Below are 15,058 nucleotides of genomic sequence, written 5' to 3'. Positions count from 1 at the left end.
GCCTGGGCCCTGGTCGGGGCAATATCCTGCCACCCCAGCAACTCGACCCGGGCCACACCGGCCACGTGCAACTGCGCATCAATGGCCGAACGCGCCACCTCGATGCCCAGCCGGCGACGCGGATTGACCCAGGCGGCCAGCTTGCGCTCAGCCTCGGCCAGGGCGGCGTCACTCTCTGGCCCCGGCCCCTTCATGTGCAGCACCGCGTCAATGCGATACGGCAGCACCTGGGCACTCTGCACCGTGACCCGATCCCCCAGCGGCCTCACGTCCTCATCATTGAGGGCGGCCGCGACTGTCGCCAGCAGCCCTGGAGCGGCCGTGCCGTCGCCTTCCAGGCTCAACACCGTGACCGTCACGCAGGCCGGTGACGGGCTTTCGGCCTCGGCATCTGCGACCAGGGCCGAGGCATTGCGCGCATGTAAGATGTAGCTGTTACGGGGCCCGGCGGTGGTCAGCCCCTCATAGGCCAACTGGACACGCTCGCGCAGAGCGTCGTCAGTTTCCTTGACCTCCTCCACCGGCGGCACCGACTGGGGGTCGCCGGGCTGGATCACCAGGCGCTGCAAGTTGACGTTGGCCGCCAGGTGATCCAAGTCCGTGCCTTTGGCGTGGGCCAGCAGCAGCGCCTTGGCCGCATCATTGACCCGGGCCCGCAACTGCATATCGCCGTAGGCCGACAGCTCCAGCTGCTTGGTGACCGGGTCACTCTCCAGGTCGGCGGTCCAGTTTTCGCCCATGTGCCGGCGAAAGGTTGCCAGCTTGGCCTGGTACAACGCTTCAAAGTCCAGGGCTTCCAGCACCTGCGGCGCCGGCAGTACCGACAAGTCCAGCATGCTCATGCCGTTACCTCCAAAACCGCGTTATTGCCCAGGTACTGGCCGACCAGCTCGAAGCTGATCTGGCCACCCACCACCGCTACCACCCGCACCCGCTCCAGCTTCAAGCGTGGCTCCCAACGCAACAGCGCCCGAGCCACCTCGGCCTGTACCGCGCTTTTCCACCCGCCAGTCACCGGCAAGTCGACGTAGCGGCGCAGATTGCTGCCGTACTCCGGCCGCATCCGCCGACTACCGAGCGGCGTGGTCAGGATGTCCTCGATGGACTGCCGCACATGCTCGATGCCGGACAGCGGCTGGCCGGTGCGGCGATCCATTCCGATCATCGCGTTACTCCTGCTGCTGCAGATCCGGGTGCTTGCTCAGGTACTCCCGAGCGGCGATATCCCCAGCGTCAGCGGATACCCGCCCCTGGGCCACGGTCAACTGGCGACCGTCCGGCAGGATCAGTACTCGGGAGGTGTAGAGGGTGTCGCGGAACACTGTAGAGCTGGCTCCGGCGTCTTCAGCAGGGAGCTTCTTGGGGGTGGACATACATTCCTCCAGGTACAAAAAAGCCGCTCTGAGCGGCTGGGTGTGAGTAACGGTTACAGGGGTATCACTGCGGCGGTGCGGTTGATGCAGGCCCAGGCAGCACGCCCGGGTGGGTATGGGTCGATCCGACATTCACCCCGTTGTGCTTCAAGCTCGCGCCGTTGATTTGCACTTCGCCATTCAAGGTGATCTGCCCGATCAGCGTGATGGTGTCGGCCTTGCCGGTAATGGCGCTGTCCGTCACCACCGCCGAACTGCCACCGACCTGAATAGTCACCGTGCCGCCGGGCAGGCTGATGGTGTAGCTCTTGGCCTGCCAGTCGTAGATCAGCGAGCCGCCATCGTCGAAGCGCCAGACCTCGACGTGGTCGCGGTTGTCCGGCTGCGCACCGGCGTTGCCGTACAGACCAGGCACAAACGTGCCTTGTGCCGGTTCACCACTGGGACTGATCAAAGCCCCCTGCTCGCCCAGACTCGGCGCCCGCCAGTGCCGGGCCTTGCCGGCGGCCTGGCTGTGCCAGCGAACCCAGGCGCTGGTCCAGCCGGCGCCGTCAGACACCCGCACCGTCCCACCAGCGAGATCCACACCGACCACACTGCAAGGGATGATCAGACCCGCGATCATGCGGTCATGTGCAGCTGCAACGTAGCCGCTCATGGCTGGACCTCGACACGAACACCCGGGGCATCCTCTCCCAGGCTGAGTTCAAGCACACCCGGCAGCTGATCCGGCCACGGCCATTCCTCTGTGCCAAGGTAAAATCCCTGGGTCCACTCCACGACCCACACCGCATAGGTGTCCAACTCGGGCCGCGTCCAGTCCTGGGCGGCCCGCACAAACACAGCTGGATCTACCCCAACGCCCCACGTCTGCATGCGCAAAAGCACTGCAATCTGCGAAGCGGCAAAGGCGGCTTGCTGCTGGGGCTGTTCCTGCTCAGCCCCCACGATTACCCGAGCTTCAAAGCGAGCCTCCAGCGCGGTTTCACCGACAAGCTGATCTTGACCCGGCTCAAGCTCCACCAACTCGATCACCACTGCCGGAATGGCCACAGACTCCTTGAGCAGGTCAGGCATGGTCGCCACGTAGGCCAGTCCGGGGATCGCATCGCGGATATGCCGCTCTATCGCGCTGTACAACTGGTCCAGGCTGAAAGGTTCATCAGGCACGTTTGCTACCTCGCAAGTACTTCTGCAGCTCAAAGTTCAGTTCCTGCTCAAGGATCGCCAGCAAGCGCTCGTCAGCCCGCTTGACCCACTCCTCGAACGTCGGCCGCACGTCATCCAGTGATACCTTGGCCTTGGCCAGGGGAAAACGGTCATCCTGCTCAGACACCCAGCCCGACCCCGAACCAGCACCAGACACCTGACTCTCGGGGTAGTCCTTCGAGCTGAAATGCTTGCTGCTGGTCCGAATCCAGATGTCGGCCTGATTGCCGTAGACCTTCTTGAAGAAGGCCCCCTGATAACGCCGCCCCGCGACCGAGACACCCGACCGGTTCTGGCGGGGCCGACCGATCCGGCTCGACTCAATCGGGTTGATGCCGAACCAGAGCTTGCCCTGCCCGTTGCTGTTGACGGTGTAAGCCCGCAACCGCTGACGGACAGCACCGACCGCAATCCGCTCCTTGCTGCTGACGGCCCGGGCGATGTACGTCCGAAGCCAACGCAAGGTCTTGTTGATTGCCCGGCGCTGGGCCGCAGCTGCGGCCTTGGGTACCACGGCGGTAAAGTCCTTGAACGCCTGCATATCGACGGCCGAAGCCTGCAGCGTGATCATGCCGTCACTGGCTGATTGCCTGACGTAACTGCCAATGCTCATGCCTTAGCCCTCAGTACCAGCGCCACCCATCCAGTCCCGCCCGGCTCCAGCCGGACAAGGTCATAGTTCCCACCGCCATCCTGGGCCGGCAGGTCAATGGAGACGTGCCGGCCCGGGGTGATGCCCGCCGCATCGCTGACGCGGATCTCAAAACGCGGCTCTCGAAGCCCCGTATTAATCCGCCCCAGCTTGGGCTGTAACCAGGGCGCAGCGAGAAAACCAGGGATCGGTCTGTCGATGCCCTCGATCACCGCCTCATCGCCCAGGACATCCAGCAGGCGCGTATCCATCACTGCCACCCGGTCGCGGAACGACATGGCTAGTCGTCCTCGCCCTGGGCGGCGTCGAGCTTGCCGCGTTTGGTGATCTTGCCCTCAGCAAGCAAGAGATCCCGGACCTCGGTACTAGGAGGCGCATAGACCTCGCCCGCTCTGACAATGTCGGCGCCGTCCTGAATGCAGCCGTCCACCACCACGTATTCAACTTTCGCGGCCATGTCACACCACCTTTGCGTAGATGAAGGCGTTCGGCTCCAGCAGGCCGGCCAGTGCAGCGCTCTGCAGTTTCAGCCAGCGCATGCTCGGTTCCTGAGTCACCCAGCTTTTCGGGAAACGGGCGGCCTCGACCAGGCCGCTCTCGATGGCTTCGAGGTCCTGAATCGCGCCGTACAGCATGGCGTTGCGGGTGGAAGTGGACCCCAGAATCACACCACCGGCCGGGATCAGCGGCGCCTCTTTGCCACTGTCATCGTCCAGGTACCATTCGTTGTAGGCATACAGGTCGACGCCTGGATCATTCAGATAGCCCAGGTATGTCACCCCATCAGGCAGCAACTCGGGCTTGATGAGCCCCATGTCCAGCCGGCGGCTGTTGAGTTGCTTGAGGACTGTGTCGTTGCTCTGGAAAGCGTCCTGCGCTTCGGCGCTCAGTACCGCCACGCTGGCAGTGCGGCCAGAGTCCTTGGCCACTTTGCGCTGCCACTGCCGCAGGTTGGCAATCGGGTCCGATTCCGAAGTGTTCCAACGCCCGGCACCGAGGGTGATCTTGTGGCTGTCTTCCATCAGAAAATCGATGGTGTCATCGATCCCCTCACCAATGACCCGGACCTTACCCGTGGTCAACGCCTGGGCGCACATCCATTCCTCGCGGCGGATGATCTGCTCGTCGAGATCAACCAGGTCCTTACCCAACTGTTCACCTGCTCGCTGCAGTGGCGTGCGGGTAGAGAAAGGGTTTTCCCCGGGCGAACGCTTCAAGATCAGCTCAGCACTGGTCGGCAGCTTGGGCTGAATGTAGGGCGGCTCATAGGTGTTCGAGACAAAGCCTTTGCGCGACGCAACGCTGCCCGGCAGCGAGGGGTGAACGAAAGGAGCCATTTTGCGCTGGCCCTTGATGATGTCGATGGTCACCGTCTTGGTCCCGAAGGTTTCCGGCATGGAGCCGTTGAAGAAGGTGTCAATCAGAAAGCGGCGCGGCGTGCGGATCTGCTCGACCGCTTGCAGCATGGTCATGGTGTCGAAAATGTCAGTCATGGTGACTCCGTTCAGCGAATGAAGATAGACAAAGGCCGCAGAGCGGCCTTGGCTTTGGGCAGGGTCCAGCCCTCGCCCAGGGTGAGTTGGCTGCCCAGCACTTGGCCGGTCAGGCGAATAGGCGCGCCCTTGGCACCGCCGGTGGTGTCGACGTCCTGATCGAGGACTGCGCAAGGGTTCTGCGAACCGTCCTCCGCTGCCGCCTTGCACAGCACGTACTCCGCAGTCGCGGTTACCAGGCCCAAGACCGCCCCGGCGTGCAGCGTCTGGCCGACAGCGATCACGCCGGCCTCCATCACAACAGGGAAGTCGCCTGCCGAGATCTGGCGCGGCACATAGGTTTCGCTTTTAGGGTTACTCATGGGTGTCTCCGGTTAACGGCGCGAGGCGCCTGCAACGATTGCGCTAACAGCGGCTTGGCGTTCGGCCAGCTTGCTGTCGCCGGTTGGGGTGGCACCGGTCGCCCCCTGGGCATCGCTCTTGATGCCCTGGAGCGAGATGCCGCGATCCTGAGCGGCCTTGAACAGCACCAGCGCGGTGGCCTCGACCGAGCTGCCGGTATCGATGGCCGTCTCGATCTCCTTCTCGAAACCCTTGCTGGCCAGGGCGTTGATGCCCTTGATGCGCTCCCGCTCGGCCGTGGCCGTCTCGGCGCGGATCGCGGCGAGATCCGGCTGGTCGGCCGGGGCAATTTCGATGGTGTTCGGGTCGGTGCCGGCTGCCAGAGCTGCGCGCAGATCGGCCGTGGTCTTGACGGTGGTCATGGTGTGTATCCTTGGGTGAGTGATGGCCGGCTTGGCCAGTTCGGTGATCAGGGCTTCCAGCGAGCCGACGCGGTGCGCCAGGCCGTGCTTGACGGCATCGGCACCAACACGCAGCCCGCCGTGGTCGCCCATCTCGGGGACCTGCTCAGCGGCGACGCCCAGGTTGCGGGCGACCTTGCCCACAAACACTTCGCCCAGGGCGTCGATGGTTTCGCCGATCTTGGCGCGGCCCTCCTCGGTCGAGAGGTCGGGGCGCTTGTTCGGCGCGTCGCGGCTGACGATCTGGTAACGCTTGCGCCCGGTGGCGTTCTCGTTCTCGACCACAGCCTCGACAACAACGCCGATGCTTCCCGCCAGACTGGCCTCATCGATCACGATCTCGCTCGCGGCGGATGCGATCCAATAGCCGGCGCTCGCCCCGGTGCCGCCGATGTAGGACACGATGCGTTTGCGGGAGCGACCGGCGTAGATCATTTCCGCCAGCTCGTTGATACCGGAGGCGACTCCGCCCGGGCTGTCGATGTTGAGGACAATGGCCCTGACCTTCGGATCATCCAGCGCACGTTGAATGTCGGTGGCCAGGACCTGGGTACTGGTGGCACCGCTGATCTCTGTGAACAAGTTCGCGTAACGGAAGATCGGCCCAATGACAGGCACCACCGCCACGCCGTTGCGCAGGGTGACCTGGCGAGTGTTTTCCAGCCGCTCGCCGCGCTTGGCCTCCAGCGCCATCGGATCGCCCATACGATCAGAGATGGTCAGCAGGTTATCCAGGGCGGCAGGCAGCATCAGCCACGGCTGCGAGGCAGCCAGCTCAAGTGCTCGCGGCATGTCTATTCCTCTTCGGGGGTAGGCTCGGGCGGGTTTTCCAACCCACCCTTGGGTAGGGCCTGCAGGTGGTGTTTGCGGCGTTGTTCGACCTCGCGCACTCGCTGGCGGAACACCTGCTGCCAGGGCTCGCCGGTCATTGCTGCGGTCTCCAGGGTTTCGTTGCTAACACCGATATCGATGCGCTTGCCGGCGGCATTGGCCTCTTTCAGCTCATCGATGGCACCACGGGCCGGGCCGATCCAGATGGCCTGGCAATACGCCTTGCGCTTGGCTGGGTCGCCGTACCCGGGAAGGTCAATCAACCCCCGGGCCACGGCTTCATCGATCACCAGCTCACGGCTGGGTTGGCAGAAGTCGCAGGCCAGCCACCAGCGGCGCAGGCTGTAGAAGCGCCACGCCTGCAGCATTGCGGCCCGGGCGGCGCTGTAACTGCTGCTGTAGTGCAGCAGTAACTCCTCCAGCGGCAACTCCAGGGCAGCTCCGATCTCCTTGACCACCGCAGTGAAGAACGGATCGAACTGCGCATTAGGCCGGCCGGGGTTGGCCACCACGGGCTCCTCGCCCACACCGAGGTCGACGACTGCACCTTCGCCAAGACTCAGCTCACCATCGGAGGTGTTGTCGCCATCAGGGCGTTCTTCAGAGAGCGCCGTCATTGGCAGATTACCCGCCGAGAAGTCTCCGCTCTTCTTGATGAACACGGTGAACATGGCCGAAATCACCGCCGCCATAAGCTCAGCACTGCTGTAGCGCTCCAGCTTCTGCAGTGGCTCCAGCACCGGCGCCAGGTAAGGCATACCCCGCTTCTGCCCAGGCCGTTCCTTGTCGGCAAGGACATGCAACACACGGCGCCGGCCAGTCTCGGTGCCGAACGCGGTAAGGCGCTCCCAGCCAAGCGTCTTGCCCGCCAGGTGTTCACCGGGATAACCGGTGCAGACGTGATAAGCGACTGGCGCACCCAAGGCGTCAAACTCGACCCCATCGACCAGGTCGACCCGGTCCATACCGCTGTTCGGATTGCTGACCCGGTCCGACTCAATCAACTGCAGCCGCGTACTGAAGATGCAGCCGGCCCGCTCTTGGTCCGGGCTGGCCACCAGAACATCACCGGCCACCAACGAGGACACCAGCACCAGGGCCTGCAGCTGGTAGTGGTTCAGCGTCGCCTCCGCATCGCACTCCCGAGGATCGTCGGCATACAAGGACCACAACCGATCTAGCCGGCCGTTCAGCTCATCCGCCTCCTCTTCACTCAGGCCCAGCGCCTCGTTGTCGACCTGCGCCCGGCACACCAGCCCGGTGCCCACTACGTTGGTACGCAATCGCGTGATAGCCGCCCGGGCGACCAGGTGATTGCGCATGGCATCTCGGGAGCGTGCCACCAGCATGCGCCGCTCGCCCTGGTTGAAGTCACGGCGCGGGCTGCCCAAGCCAGGAATCCAGCTGGCCATGCTGCGCAGCACCCGGGAGGCACCCCGCCAGCGGGTTTCGACGCCGCCACCGCCGCCCTGAGCGACGATCTGCCGGTCATCGGTCGATGCCCTGGCAACTCGGATAGCCTCGCGCATCAGCTGCTCAGGCGCAGACTCACGTGTACGGAATGGCCACATGATCAAATCCCCACGTAAGAAACGCGGCTACGGCCACGCCCCTTGAGCGCAGCCTGCTCGCTTGCCACCTGTTCGGCGTACTGTTTTTCCAACAGGCGCAAGCTGTTGAGTTCCGCCAGTTGTACCTCGCGATCCGCTCGGCGCAGGCGCTGGCCGGTTTGCAGGACGGCCGAGATCGCCGCCCGTACTTCCGCAAGGCGTTGTTGTGCATCAGTCATGGTGAACCTCGGTTAGCCGACGCGGCTCCGGGTGCCCCTGCCGCGTGCAAGTGCGCGACGAGGAACCGGGGCGACCGCCTGCTCAGTGGTAAAGAGGGTGGGCTGGAGCAGTTGCTGTTCCAGCTGGTCCCATTCGTTGTCGCGCAGCAGGTGGGTCTTCAGGCTACGAGCGGCGTGCAAGGCGTACACCTCACAGTCCAGGGCTTCGTTGCGCCGTCCGGCTTTCTTCTGCCACACCATCCGACTGGGGTTGCGCGGGTGCGGGGCTAGCACTTCGTTAGTGAGCTGCTCGTAATAATCAGCGCGGATCTCGCTGTACCAGTGCATCCGGCCCGGGCCGTTGCCCGTGAGACGCATACGGCCATCGATCAAAGTCTTGGCCTTGTGCGTGCCAACGATGAACACCCGCAGGCCGTACTTGGCAGCCTTGGTGTTGTCCTGGCTGGTGTCTGCCGACTGGGCCGGCTTGGTGAAGATCTCCCTGTCGCGGCTGTCGATGGATGCGCCCTTGATCGCCATGATGTTGAAGCGCTGTCGGTCCCGCACGTAGGTGTACACCGCATCACTGGTATTACCGTCCGAACTGTCGATGCTCACCGCCGAGACCGCGATCTGGGCACCACCGTCGACAGGAATCGGAGTGGCAACGATCTTGTCGAGTTCGGACCAGACCGGGTCGTGGGGGTCGATGGGATTGCCGGGCAGTTCGCCCCAGTACAACCGCCACGACTCCTCACCCCTGCCCCAGCCCACGATCATCAGCGCCAGGCGGTCGCCCTGAACGTCCACCCCGACCGTGACCAACAGCACGCCCTTCGGCGCGGTCAACTCGGCGTAGGGTTCGGCCCGTTTTTCCAGCTCGTCCGTCTTGGGCGCGTTGCCCTTGTACTCGTAGCTTTCACCCATGGAGCTGTTGGTGAAGGCGATCATCGGCCCGATGTTGCCCTTCGACGCTGCATGCTCGGCCTGCAGCTTCTTCTCCATCAGCACCTCGAACCGCGAGCCGTGGAACGTGGCATAGAGTTCGTTGAGGATGTAACCCGCAATGCCGCGAAACTCCGCCGTCGCCTCCCAGCGCCCGTGCTTGAGGTTGGCGTTCTTCTGGTGGTCATCCCAGATCGAGCCGCAGTGCGGGCATGAGTAGTAGGCCGTTTCGGGCCGGCGCTTGCCGTAGACCTCGTGGAAATAGCTGGGATCTTCGTCGCAGTGCAGGTGCTCGAAGCTCAGCGCGTGCGACTGTTCGCAGTCGTGACACGGCACCAGGCCCACGCGCTTGTCCGACAGCTCCAGCTCCGCATCGATTGCAGACAGCCCCTTGATGGTCGGGGTGCCGCCGATGATGATCTTCGAGCGGCGGAAGGTCTTGAGACGCTCCTTGGCCAGCTTGATGCTGTCCCCCTGCCCCCTAAGGTTTAGGTTGCAGTCGTCCGGCTCCTCCACGGCGACCCGTGGCACAGGTGTCGACTTCACGCTGGCCGGGCTGTTGGAGCCAACCATCTTGAGGAAGCCGCCCGGGAAGCGCTTGAAGTCCTGGCGCTGCTGCAGCTTGCGGCTACGCAGATCGACCTTCTTGCGCAGCCGTGGGGTTGCCTCGATCATCGGCTCCAACTTCTCGGCAACGTATTGCTTGGCGGCCTCGGCCTTCGGAAACAGGATAAGGATCGGCGACGGGTCCAGGTCGATCCATTTGCCGATGGCGTTGCCCATCACGCCCGAGGTCCAGGCCACCTGGGCCGATTTGCGGCCGACGATCTCGACCACGTTCGGATCGTCCAGGGCTTCCAGCGGGCCACCCGGCCAGATCAGATGAGGCGTCTTGTCGAACCGGTACTTGCCCGGCGTGGCCGACTCTTCCGGCGACAGCCAGCGGAACCGATCCGCCCACTCGATAACGCTCATCCGTGGCGGCGGTGCCCACTTACGGCACGCCCGGCGCATGGCCTTAATCGCCGTCTTCTTCAAGGCCCTCCGTGTCGCCTTGCTGGTCATGATCCCAATCGAGATCGGTATCGTCCTCTCCATAGGCTGACAACCTCCTCAGTATCGATTCGATGGGCTCGCGGATAAGTTGCTCATCCACCTCAACCCCGTATCGGGCCGACAAGGTCGCCGCCAGTTCATCGGGGAACGTGTTGAGCAGTTCGATCTTGGCGGAGGTAATCACCGCCTCGAAGCGCTCGACCATCTCCGCCTCGATCACAACCTCGCCCAGGTCCTTGGCCAGCGCCAGCTCTTCGCGGTCGCCGCGCAGCCTGTCGAGCCGGTCCCGGGTGGATTCCTTCTTGCCGTTCAAGGCGGCTTGGCGAATCAGCCATTCGATCACCGCCTGGGTGTCGTACTGGTTTTCGTTGCCCCGCCCTAACCCGAACTCAATCACCGGCATCCCGTCGTTCTGCCACCGGCTCAGGGTGCGCTCATCGCGACCGACGATCTCACTAAGCTCGGGCTTACTGACTGTCTTGCCCATTGTTAAGTCCTTGAAAAGACGGACATCCCTGCACCGATCTCAGCTGCAGGGAAACCGCGAGTTCGCTAACCCGTGTAGGGGGCGGCCCCGGGGGAGGACCCAAAAATCTGAAAATTTGGCCCGGGCCGCCGGGGCCGCGCCCCTACCATTCAGGCCGTCCCGCCGCTGGGTGGCTGCTCCGAAACGCCGATCCGCTTCGCCGCCCACCGCTCGTACAAGCCAATGGCGACATCAGCCCCGGCCATCGCCGTCAGGCAGCCGAAGGCGCCCGCCGTCCAGACCGACACACCGGCGCCGATCAGCAGCATCATTGCCGCCATCCCGCAGACGATGCAGGCACCGGAACGCAGCGCGAGGCGCCGCAACAAGGCCCACCCTCGCGCCCCTTCCTTGTCTGCTCGCCACATCTCCCCGGAGACGCCGCCCACCAGAGCCAGGACGATCACTAACCAGATCGGCATCTCTGCCAGTGCTTGTTGCTCGTTCGTCATCGCCCGCCCCTTAAACGCAAAAACCCGGCGCAAGGGCCGGGTTTGGTGTGTGGGTGCCTGCCGCTCTCTGCGGTCGCACCTATCGAAGATGGCTACTTTTTACAGGTGGATTCCGGTGGCAGCAACCCTGTTTTAACGCCACCCGGTGAATGTCCAGTGAACGCCTAGGCAATGTCGGCGAATATCTTTATTTCGGCTTTCAGCGCCTTTGGCGCTGTCCTACCTGTCCCACTGATAGTGAGTCAGGCAGGACAACTACAGGCCCCGAAATACAAAGCTCTGCCCTACTGTCCTACCTCTATCTTTCCTTTCTCGCATGTAAGAAGAAATTGAAAGGCACGCGTGCGCGCCCACGGCGCGTAATGTGTGCCCGCTGCGCTCATGTGTGCGCATGACGCGCTGAGAGGTTGGACAGTAGGACAGCCCAGGAATGACAAGGCCCGCGCTTGTCCTGCTGCGTTAAAACGCGGTCGGACAAGGCGAGCCAGTAGGACAGAGACAAGCGCACCGAGGGTAAGCGTCAAGCCACCTTCCCCATCAGCATGCCCTCGATGAACACATGCGCCTGATGCAGGCGCTGGTAGTACGTCTCACGACTGCAACCACAGTGCGCGTACTTCTGGGCCAAGAAGCTGTCGTGATTGCAGTAATGCTCCATCACCACCAGGGCCAGCTCGGGCGGCAGGTGCTTGTTGACGATCAGCTCGATATCGGCCGATTCATCCAGCAGCACCCGGCTGCCCCGGGTACCCCGTATCAGCTCGCCTTTGCACTCCATCAGCATGGCGATCATGTTGCCGCCGCCTGCGGTGTCGGTGGCTAGGGTCGTGGGCATGTGCAGATCCTGAGCCCAGAGTTTGAGCATCTCGTCGATTCGCTTAATCAAAGCAAGGCTCCTCCTCCATCGGCGCCACCTGCAATGCAGATCCGCGCCCCCAGTTGGTCGGCTTCTGATAGGCCCACGGGCGCACGCCGCTCTTCGTCAACGCCGGCATACGTTTCTTACGCCACCCCAGCCGATGCATGATCGAGCCGACGCGCATCTGCGCTGGCTTGTCCCAATGGCTAGGATCGATCTTCAGAACCTCAGCCAGGATCTGACTGCCGGTGGTGGTCTCCCCCAGGTGCGACTCTTCCAGCCACTTCAGAATCGGCACCTCCCATTCATCCACCACAAAGCGCTCTTCCTGCGCCTCGGCGAACAACGGCGCTTCATCACGAATCACCCACCAGATATCACCCGCCTGATAGCAAAACATCGCCTCGGCCCAGAGCTGGTCGCGGATCTGTCGCAGTTGCTCCAGGTCGACCTTGGTGCAAGCCACCGGCCAATAACGCCGGTTGCCGGTGGCGTCCTTGAGGTATTCATCCTGGTTGGTGGTGCCCACGAAAACACACTGGCGTGGTACATCCATCGTTCTGCGGCCGTAGCTCTCGCGGTAGGTGTCCACCGAGGCTGAGAAGAACTGCTTGGCCTTGGTAGACTCGGCCTTGTTGAAGCTGTCCAGCTCGCCCAGCTCGATAATCCACTTGCCCCGGATCGCCTGGAACGCATCCTTGTCGCCCAGGGTAAACGGCGTGTCCATAAACCACGAACCGCCGAGAATGCTCATCGCCGTAGACTTACCGGCGCCCTGGGCGCCTTCCAGAATCATCACCGAGTCCGCCTTGCACCCCGGAGCCATCACCCGGCCCACCGCCGAAACCATCCAGCGCTTGCCGACCTTTGAGCTGTAGTCGGTCGGCGCCACACCCATGATCTCGGTGAGCCAGGAATCGAGGCGGGGCACGCGGTCCCACTCAAGGCCGCGCAAGTAATTGCGCACCGGGTGAAACGCCCGGTAGTGCGCTACCACGCTCACTGCCTCGATCACGTTGCCGACCTTGACCCGCAGGTTGTACTGCTGCGCGAGCCACTTCATCACCAGCATGTCGTCGATGTCGGCCCAGTCGCCAGTGTCGCCGCCATAGGGCGGTACCCGCAGCTTGACGATCTTGGCGCTGAACGAACAGAAGCCAATCACCCCGGCCCAGCGCTCATCGTTGCTCAGGATCAGTTCAACGTTCTGCATGTGCGCGATCAGCATGCCGCTGTCGCTGCGGGCCAACTGATCCCGCCAGCCTCCCGCAGCGGGTGGCCTGACTACCGCCAGCACCTGACGACGCACTGCCTCCAAACCTTCGGCGCAGTGCAGGTCGTTGAAGTCGGTCCACTTGATCTCCCGCTCGCCGGAGAAGATCGGCGCCACCACCTGGCCGCCGACCACCGTTGCCGCATTTTCAGCACGCTCTCTGCCGGGGTTCCAGGGCTCACCGTTGGCCCGCTTGGTCTTCCAGTCATCATCCCGACAAACGATGATCGGGCACCCGGCAAAGCGCTCACGCATGGCCTTGCACACCGGCAAGAGATTGCCGGCATCAAAGGCGATAGCCACGGTCAGCGAAGTCGCCATATGCAGGCTGGCGCCGGTGGCGTAGCCCTCACACACCAGCACCGGCTCGCCGGGCTCAGGGTGCGGACCGATCAGGTGGAAAGCGCCCTCTTTCGACAAGCCATAGGGCCAATAAGACTTGTCGCGCCCGGTGTCTTCCTGCTTTTCGGGATAGATCACCTGCAAGCCGACGATCTGGTCGCGTACGTTGCTCATGGGCACCAGGAACGCACCCGAGCGCGGCGCATAGCGCACCCCGAAGCCCACCACTTGCTTGCGGTCCAGGTAGGTGCTCTTGCCCTTCTCCGGCATACGCTTGAACAACCCAGCGGCACGCTTTGCCGCACGACGCGCTGCATTGGCGGCAACTTCCGCCGCACGGCGTTTCGCCTCTTCCTGCCGGGCGCGCATCACCTCACGCTCCTCGGCACTCATCCGCCCGGGTTTGACCTTGATCTTCTGCGTCACACCCGAACGCCAGTCGCCAAAGCTGCCGAAGATCAGGATTTCGCCCTTCTCGGTGTAGTGCTCATGCACCACGTACCAGCCGTTTTTCTCCTTGCCCTTATCCTGCGCCGTCTTGCAGCGAGTGAGCTTGCCGAACACCAGCGGCTGCGCGGGCTCCAGGCCGTAGTCGGCGAACTGCCCCAGGACCTCCTCAAGCATGTCGTGCCCTCCGCACTTCATCGATCTCCTGACAGGTCACGCACAAGGTGCATCCAGGCTGCGCCAAGCGGCGCGCTTCAGGAATAGGGCTGTCACAGTCTTCGCAAATGAGGAAGGAATGCGCCGCCAGCTCAGGTCTCAGCAACTGACGCGCCGCGAGGGCTTGATCGAGGCGCTCTTGCACCAGATCGTTGGCAAAATCCGCAAGGTCAGCCATGTTCTGCCCCCCGCGTGGCCTGGTTGACGTAGCTGGCCCGGTTAAACATGCCCAGCAGCCCCTGTATGCCGCGAAACACCTGCAGACGGATTTCGGCCAGCTCGGCATCACTTACCACGCCATCGCCGATGCTCTTGGCCCAGGTGTCGGCCAGGTCGGCAACCTGACGGAAATACACCGCAATGCCCGTGGTCAGCGTCTCCGGCATGTCGTTGGTGTAAGCCTCGGCCAACTCCTGCCAGATCGTGTCCCCTACCAAGGCATGCACCGCATCGAGAATGCGCCGGTCCTTGGTCAGTTCCAGAATCTCGCCGAATTCTTGAATGTTGATGCTGTGGCTGGGGTGGGTTGGAGACAGCTTGTGCTGCAGCGTGGTCGGGTTGCGGCCGGTGGTGGCAGCGATGGCAGCGGCGCCGCCGGGATAGTCCCGGGCAGCATGGTAAAGCGCGAGATCGAGCGGCAAGACTTCCCGCTTGGCCCGCTCAACAGAGTTCAGAGCAATACGGCTCATGGCATTAATCCTAAAAGTTGCCAGTGCCGCGCGGCATGCAGTGGTGATACATTTGCCGCGTGGCTTGTAAGGGCCCAAACGCCGGCTAGGTCCGCAAGACCGATACCGGCACCGTGCCGAGGCG

General features: G+C 63.4%; 20 protein-coding genes. All 20 read right to left on the bottom strand.

Annotated elements, in window-relative coordinates; all coding sequences use genetic code 11:
- The coding region (locus F6S12_RS18455) for a baseplate J/gp47 family protein (RefSeq protein WP_315869187.1) at positions 1 to 842 on the bottom strand (842 nt) is incomplete at its 3' end.
- On the bottom strand, positions 839 to 1,165 hold the full coding sequence (locus F6S12_RS18450) for a GPW/gp25 family protein (RefSeq protein ID WP_072444073.1): 327 nt from the start codon (positions 1,163 to 1,165) through the stop codon (positions 839 to 841). The genes F6S12_RS18455 and F6S12_RS18450, both read right to left, overlap by 4 nt.
- A 4-nt stretch (positions 1,166 to 1,169) precedes the next feature.
- Positions 1,170 to 1,373, bottom strand: coding sequence for a hypothetical protein (locus F6S12_RS18445; RefSeq protein WP_315869186.1), 204 nt, complete (start codon positions 1,371 to 1,373; stop codon positions 1,170 to 1,172).
- 64 nt (positions 1,374 to 1,437) lie between these two features.
- Positions 1,438 to 2,031: a phage baseplate assembly protein V gene (locus F6S12_RS18440; RefSeq protein WP_315869185.1), complete on the bottom strand. Its 594-nt coding sequence runs from the start codon at positions 2,029 to 2,031 to the stop codon at positions 1,438 to 1,440.
- On the bottom strand, positions 2,028 to 2,543 hold the full coding sequence (locus tag F6S12_RS18435) for a hypothetical protein (RefSeq protein ID WP_169891391.1): 516 nt from the start codon (positions 2,541 to 2,543) through the stop codon (positions 2,028 to 2,030). Before F6S12_RS18435 ends, F6S12_RS18440 begins: the two co-directional genes overlap by 4 nt.
- The gene (locus F6S12_RS18430) at positions 2,536 to 3,195 is read right to left on the bottom strand and encodes a hypothetical protein (protein ID WP_169891389.1); all 660 of its coding nucleotides are present in this window, start codon (positions 3,193 to 3,195) and stop codon (positions 2,536 to 2,538) included. Before F6S12_RS18430 ends, F6S12_RS18435 begins: the two co-directional genes overlap by 8 nt.
- Positions 3,192 to 3,512 (bottom strand): hypothetical protein, encoded by a 321-nt coding sequence (locus tag F6S12_RS18425; protein WP_169891387.1) that lies wholly within the window; start codon positions 3,510 to 3,512, stop codon positions 3,192 to 3,194. The genes F6S12_RS18430 and F6S12_RS18425 overlap by 4 nt, the downstream gene beginning before the upstream one ends.
- 2 nt (positions 3,513 to 3,514) lie before the next feature.
- Complete coding sequence (locus F6S12_RS18420) at positions 3,515 to 3,691, bottom strand: hypothetical protein (protein ID WP_169891385.1); 177 nt, start codon at positions 3,689 to 3,691, stop codon at positions 3,515 to 3,517.
- A gap of 1 nt (position 3,692) precedes the next feature.
- Positions 3,693 to 4,727, bottom strand: coding sequence for a major capsid protein (locus tag F6S12_RS18415; RefSeq protein WP_315869184.1), 1,035 nt, complete (start codon positions 4,725 to 4,727; stop codon positions 3,693 to 3,695).
- A gap of 11 nt (positions 4,728 to 4,738) precedes the next feature.
- Positions 4,739 to 5,089: a head decoration protein gene (locus F6S12_RS18410; RefSeq protein WP_315869183.1), complete on the bottom strand. Its 351-nt coding sequence runs from the start codon at positions 5,087 to 5,089 to the stop codon at positions 4,739 to 4,741.
- A 12-nt stretch (positions 5,090 to 5,101) separates the two neighbouring features.
- Positions 5,102 to 6,322: a S49 family peptidase gene (locus F6S12_RS18405; RefSeq protein WP_315869182.1), complete on the bottom strand. Its 1,221-nt coding sequence runs from the start codon at positions 6,320 to 6,322 to the stop codon at positions 5,102 to 5,104.
- Between the two features lie 2 nt (positions 6,323 to 6,324).
- A complete protein-coding gene (locus F6S12_RS18400; protein WP_315869181.1) occupies positions 6,325 to 7,932 on the bottom strand; it encodes a phage portal protein in 1,608 nt (535 codons plus the stop codon).
- 2 nt (positions 7,933 to 7,934) lie between these two features.
- Positions 7,935 to 8,150, bottom strand: a complete 216-nt coding sequence (locus tag F6S12_RS18395) for a hypothetical protein (protein ID WP_169891375.1) — start codon at positions 8,148 to 8,150, stop codon at positions 7,935 to 7,937.
- A 12-nt stretch (positions 8,151 to 8,162) separates the two neighbouring features.
- On the bottom strand, positions 8,163 to 10,049 hold the full coding sequence (locus F6S12_RS18390) for a phage terminase large subunit family protein (protein WP_315869180.1): 1,887 nt from the start codon (positions 10,047 to 10,049) through the stop codon (positions 8,163 to 8,165).
- Between the two features lie 43 nt (positions 10,050 to 10,092).
- Positions 10,093 to 10,617 (bottom strand): terminase small subunit, encoded by a 525-nt coding sequence (locus F6S12_RS18385; protein ID WP_169891371.1) that lies wholly within the window; start codon positions 10,615 to 10,617, stop codon positions 10,093 to 10,095.
- A 149-nt stretch (positions 10,618 to 10,766) separates the two neighbouring features.
- Positions 10,767 to 11,108: a phage holin family protein gene (locus F6S12_RS18380; RefSeq protein WP_283987516.1), complete on the bottom strand. Its 342-nt coding sequence runs from the start codon at positions 11,106 to 11,108 to the stop codon at positions 10,767 to 10,769.
- Positions 11,109 to 11,628: 520 nt separating this feature from the next.
- A complete protein-coding gene (locus F6S12_RS18375) occupies positions 11,629 to 11,994 on the bottom strand; it encodes a hypothetical protein (RefSeq protein ID WP_315869179.1) in 366 nt (121 codons plus the stop codon).
- On the bottom strand, positions 11,987 to 14,206 hold the full coding sequence (locus tag F6S12_RS18370) for a VapE domain-containing protein (protein WP_315869178.1): 2,220 nt from the start codon (positions 14,204 to 14,206) through the stop codon (positions 11,987 to 11,989). The genes F6S12_RS18375 and F6S12_RS18370 overlap by 8 nt, the downstream gene beginning before the upstream one ends.
- Positions 14,199 to 14,423: a TraR/DksA family transcriptional regulator gene (locus F6S12_RS18365; protein ID WP_315869177.1), complete on the bottom strand. Its 225-nt coding sequence runs from the start codon at positions 14,421 to 14,423 to the stop codon at positions 14,199 to 14,201. Before F6S12_RS18365 ends, F6S12_RS18370 begins: the two co-directional genes overlap by 8 nt.
- Positions 14,416 to 14,934, bottom strand: a complete 519-nt coding sequence (locus F6S12_RS18360) for a phage regulatory CII family protein (protein WP_123394381.1) — start codon at positions 14,932 to 14,934, stop codon at positions 14,416 to 14,418. The genes F6S12_RS18365 and F6S12_RS18360 overlap by 8 nt, the downstream gene beginning before the upstream one ends.
- Positions 14,935 to 15,058: the final 124 nt, after the last annotated feature.

Origin of the sequence: Pseudomonas sp. JV245A (assembly GCF_032424515.1) — a bacterium.
Lineage (GTDB): Bacteria > Pseudomonadota > Gammaproteobacteria > Pseudomonadales > Pseudomonadaceae > Aquipseudomonas > Aquipseudomonas protegens.
The sequence above is the reverse complement of the archived record's forward strand: the minus strand, read 5'-3'. Positions and strand labels throughout refer to the sequence as shown.

Bases quoted from the DNA above. Each gene is read 5' to 3' on its own strand.
- F6S12_RS18450 (WP_072444073.1), bottom strand. From the start codon at position 1,165: ATGATCGGAATGGATCGCCGCACCGGCCAGCCGCTGTCCGGCATCGAG.
- F6S12_RS18445 (WP_315869186.1), bottom strand. From the start codon at position 1,373: ATGTCCACCCCCAAGAAGCTCCCTGCTGAAGACGCCGGAGCCAGCTCT.
- F6S12_RS18440 (WP_315869185.1), bottom strand. From the start codon at position 2,031: ATGAGCGGCTACGTTGCAGCTGCACATGACCGCATGATCGCGGGTCTG.
- F6S12_RS18430 (WP_169891389.1), bottom strand. From the start codon at position 3,195: ATGAGCATTGGCAGTTACGTCAGGCAATCAGCCAGTGACGGCATGATC.
- F6S12_RS18425 (WP_169891387.1), bottom strand. From the start codon at position 3,512: ATGTCGTTCCGCGACCGGGTGGCAGTGATGGATACGCGCCTGCTGGAT.
- F6S12_RS18420 (WP_169891385.1), bottom strand. From the start codon at position 3,691: ATGGCCGCGAAAGTTGAATACGTGGTGGTGGACGGCTGCATTCAGGAC.
- F6S12_RS18415 (WP_315869184.1), bottom strand. From the start codon at position 4,727: ATGACTGACATTTTCGACACCATGACCATGCTGCAAGCGGTCGAGCAG.
- F6S12_RS18410 (WP_315869183.1), bottom strand. From the start codon at position 5,089: ATGAGTAACCCTAAAAGCGAAACCTATGTGCCGCGCCAGATCTCGGCA.
- F6S12_RS18405 (WP_315869182.1), bottom strand. From the start codon at position 6,322: ATGCCGCGAGCACTTGAGCTGGCTGCCTCGCAGCCGTGGCTGATGCTG.
- F6S12_RS18400 (WP_315869181.1), bottom strand. From the start codon at position 7,932: ATGTGGCCATTCCGTACACGTGAGTCTGCGCCTGAGCAGCTGATGCGC.
- F6S12_RS18395 (WP_169891375.1), bottom strand. From the start codon at position 8,150: ATGACTGATGCACAACAACGCCTTGCGGAAGTACGGGCGGCGATCTCG.
- F6S12_RS18390 (WP_315869180.1), bottom strand. From the start codon at position 10,049: ATGAGCGTTATCGAGTGGGCGGATCGGTTCCGCTGGCTGTCGCCGGAA.
- F6S12_RS18385 (WP_169891371.1), bottom strand. From the start codon at position 10,617: ATGGGCAAGACAGTCAGTAAGCCCGAGCTTAGTGAGATCGTCGGTCGC.
- F6S12_RS18380 (WP_283987516.1), bottom strand. From the start codon at position 11,108: ATGACGAACGAGCAACAAGCACTGGCAGAGATGCCGATCTGGTTAGTG.
- F6S12_RS18370 (WP_315869178.1), bottom strand. From the start codon at position 14,206: ATGCTTGAGGAGGTCCTGGGGCAGTTCGCCGACTACGGCCTGGAGCCC.
- F6S12_RS18365 (WP_315869177.1), bottom strand. From the start codon at position 14,423: ATGGCTGACCTTGCGGATTTTGCCAACGATCTGGTGCAAGAGCGCCTC.
- F6S12_RS18360 (WP_123394381.1), bottom strand. From the start codon at position 14,934: ATGAGCCGTATTGCTCTGAACTCTGTTGAGCGGGCCAAGCGGGAAGTC.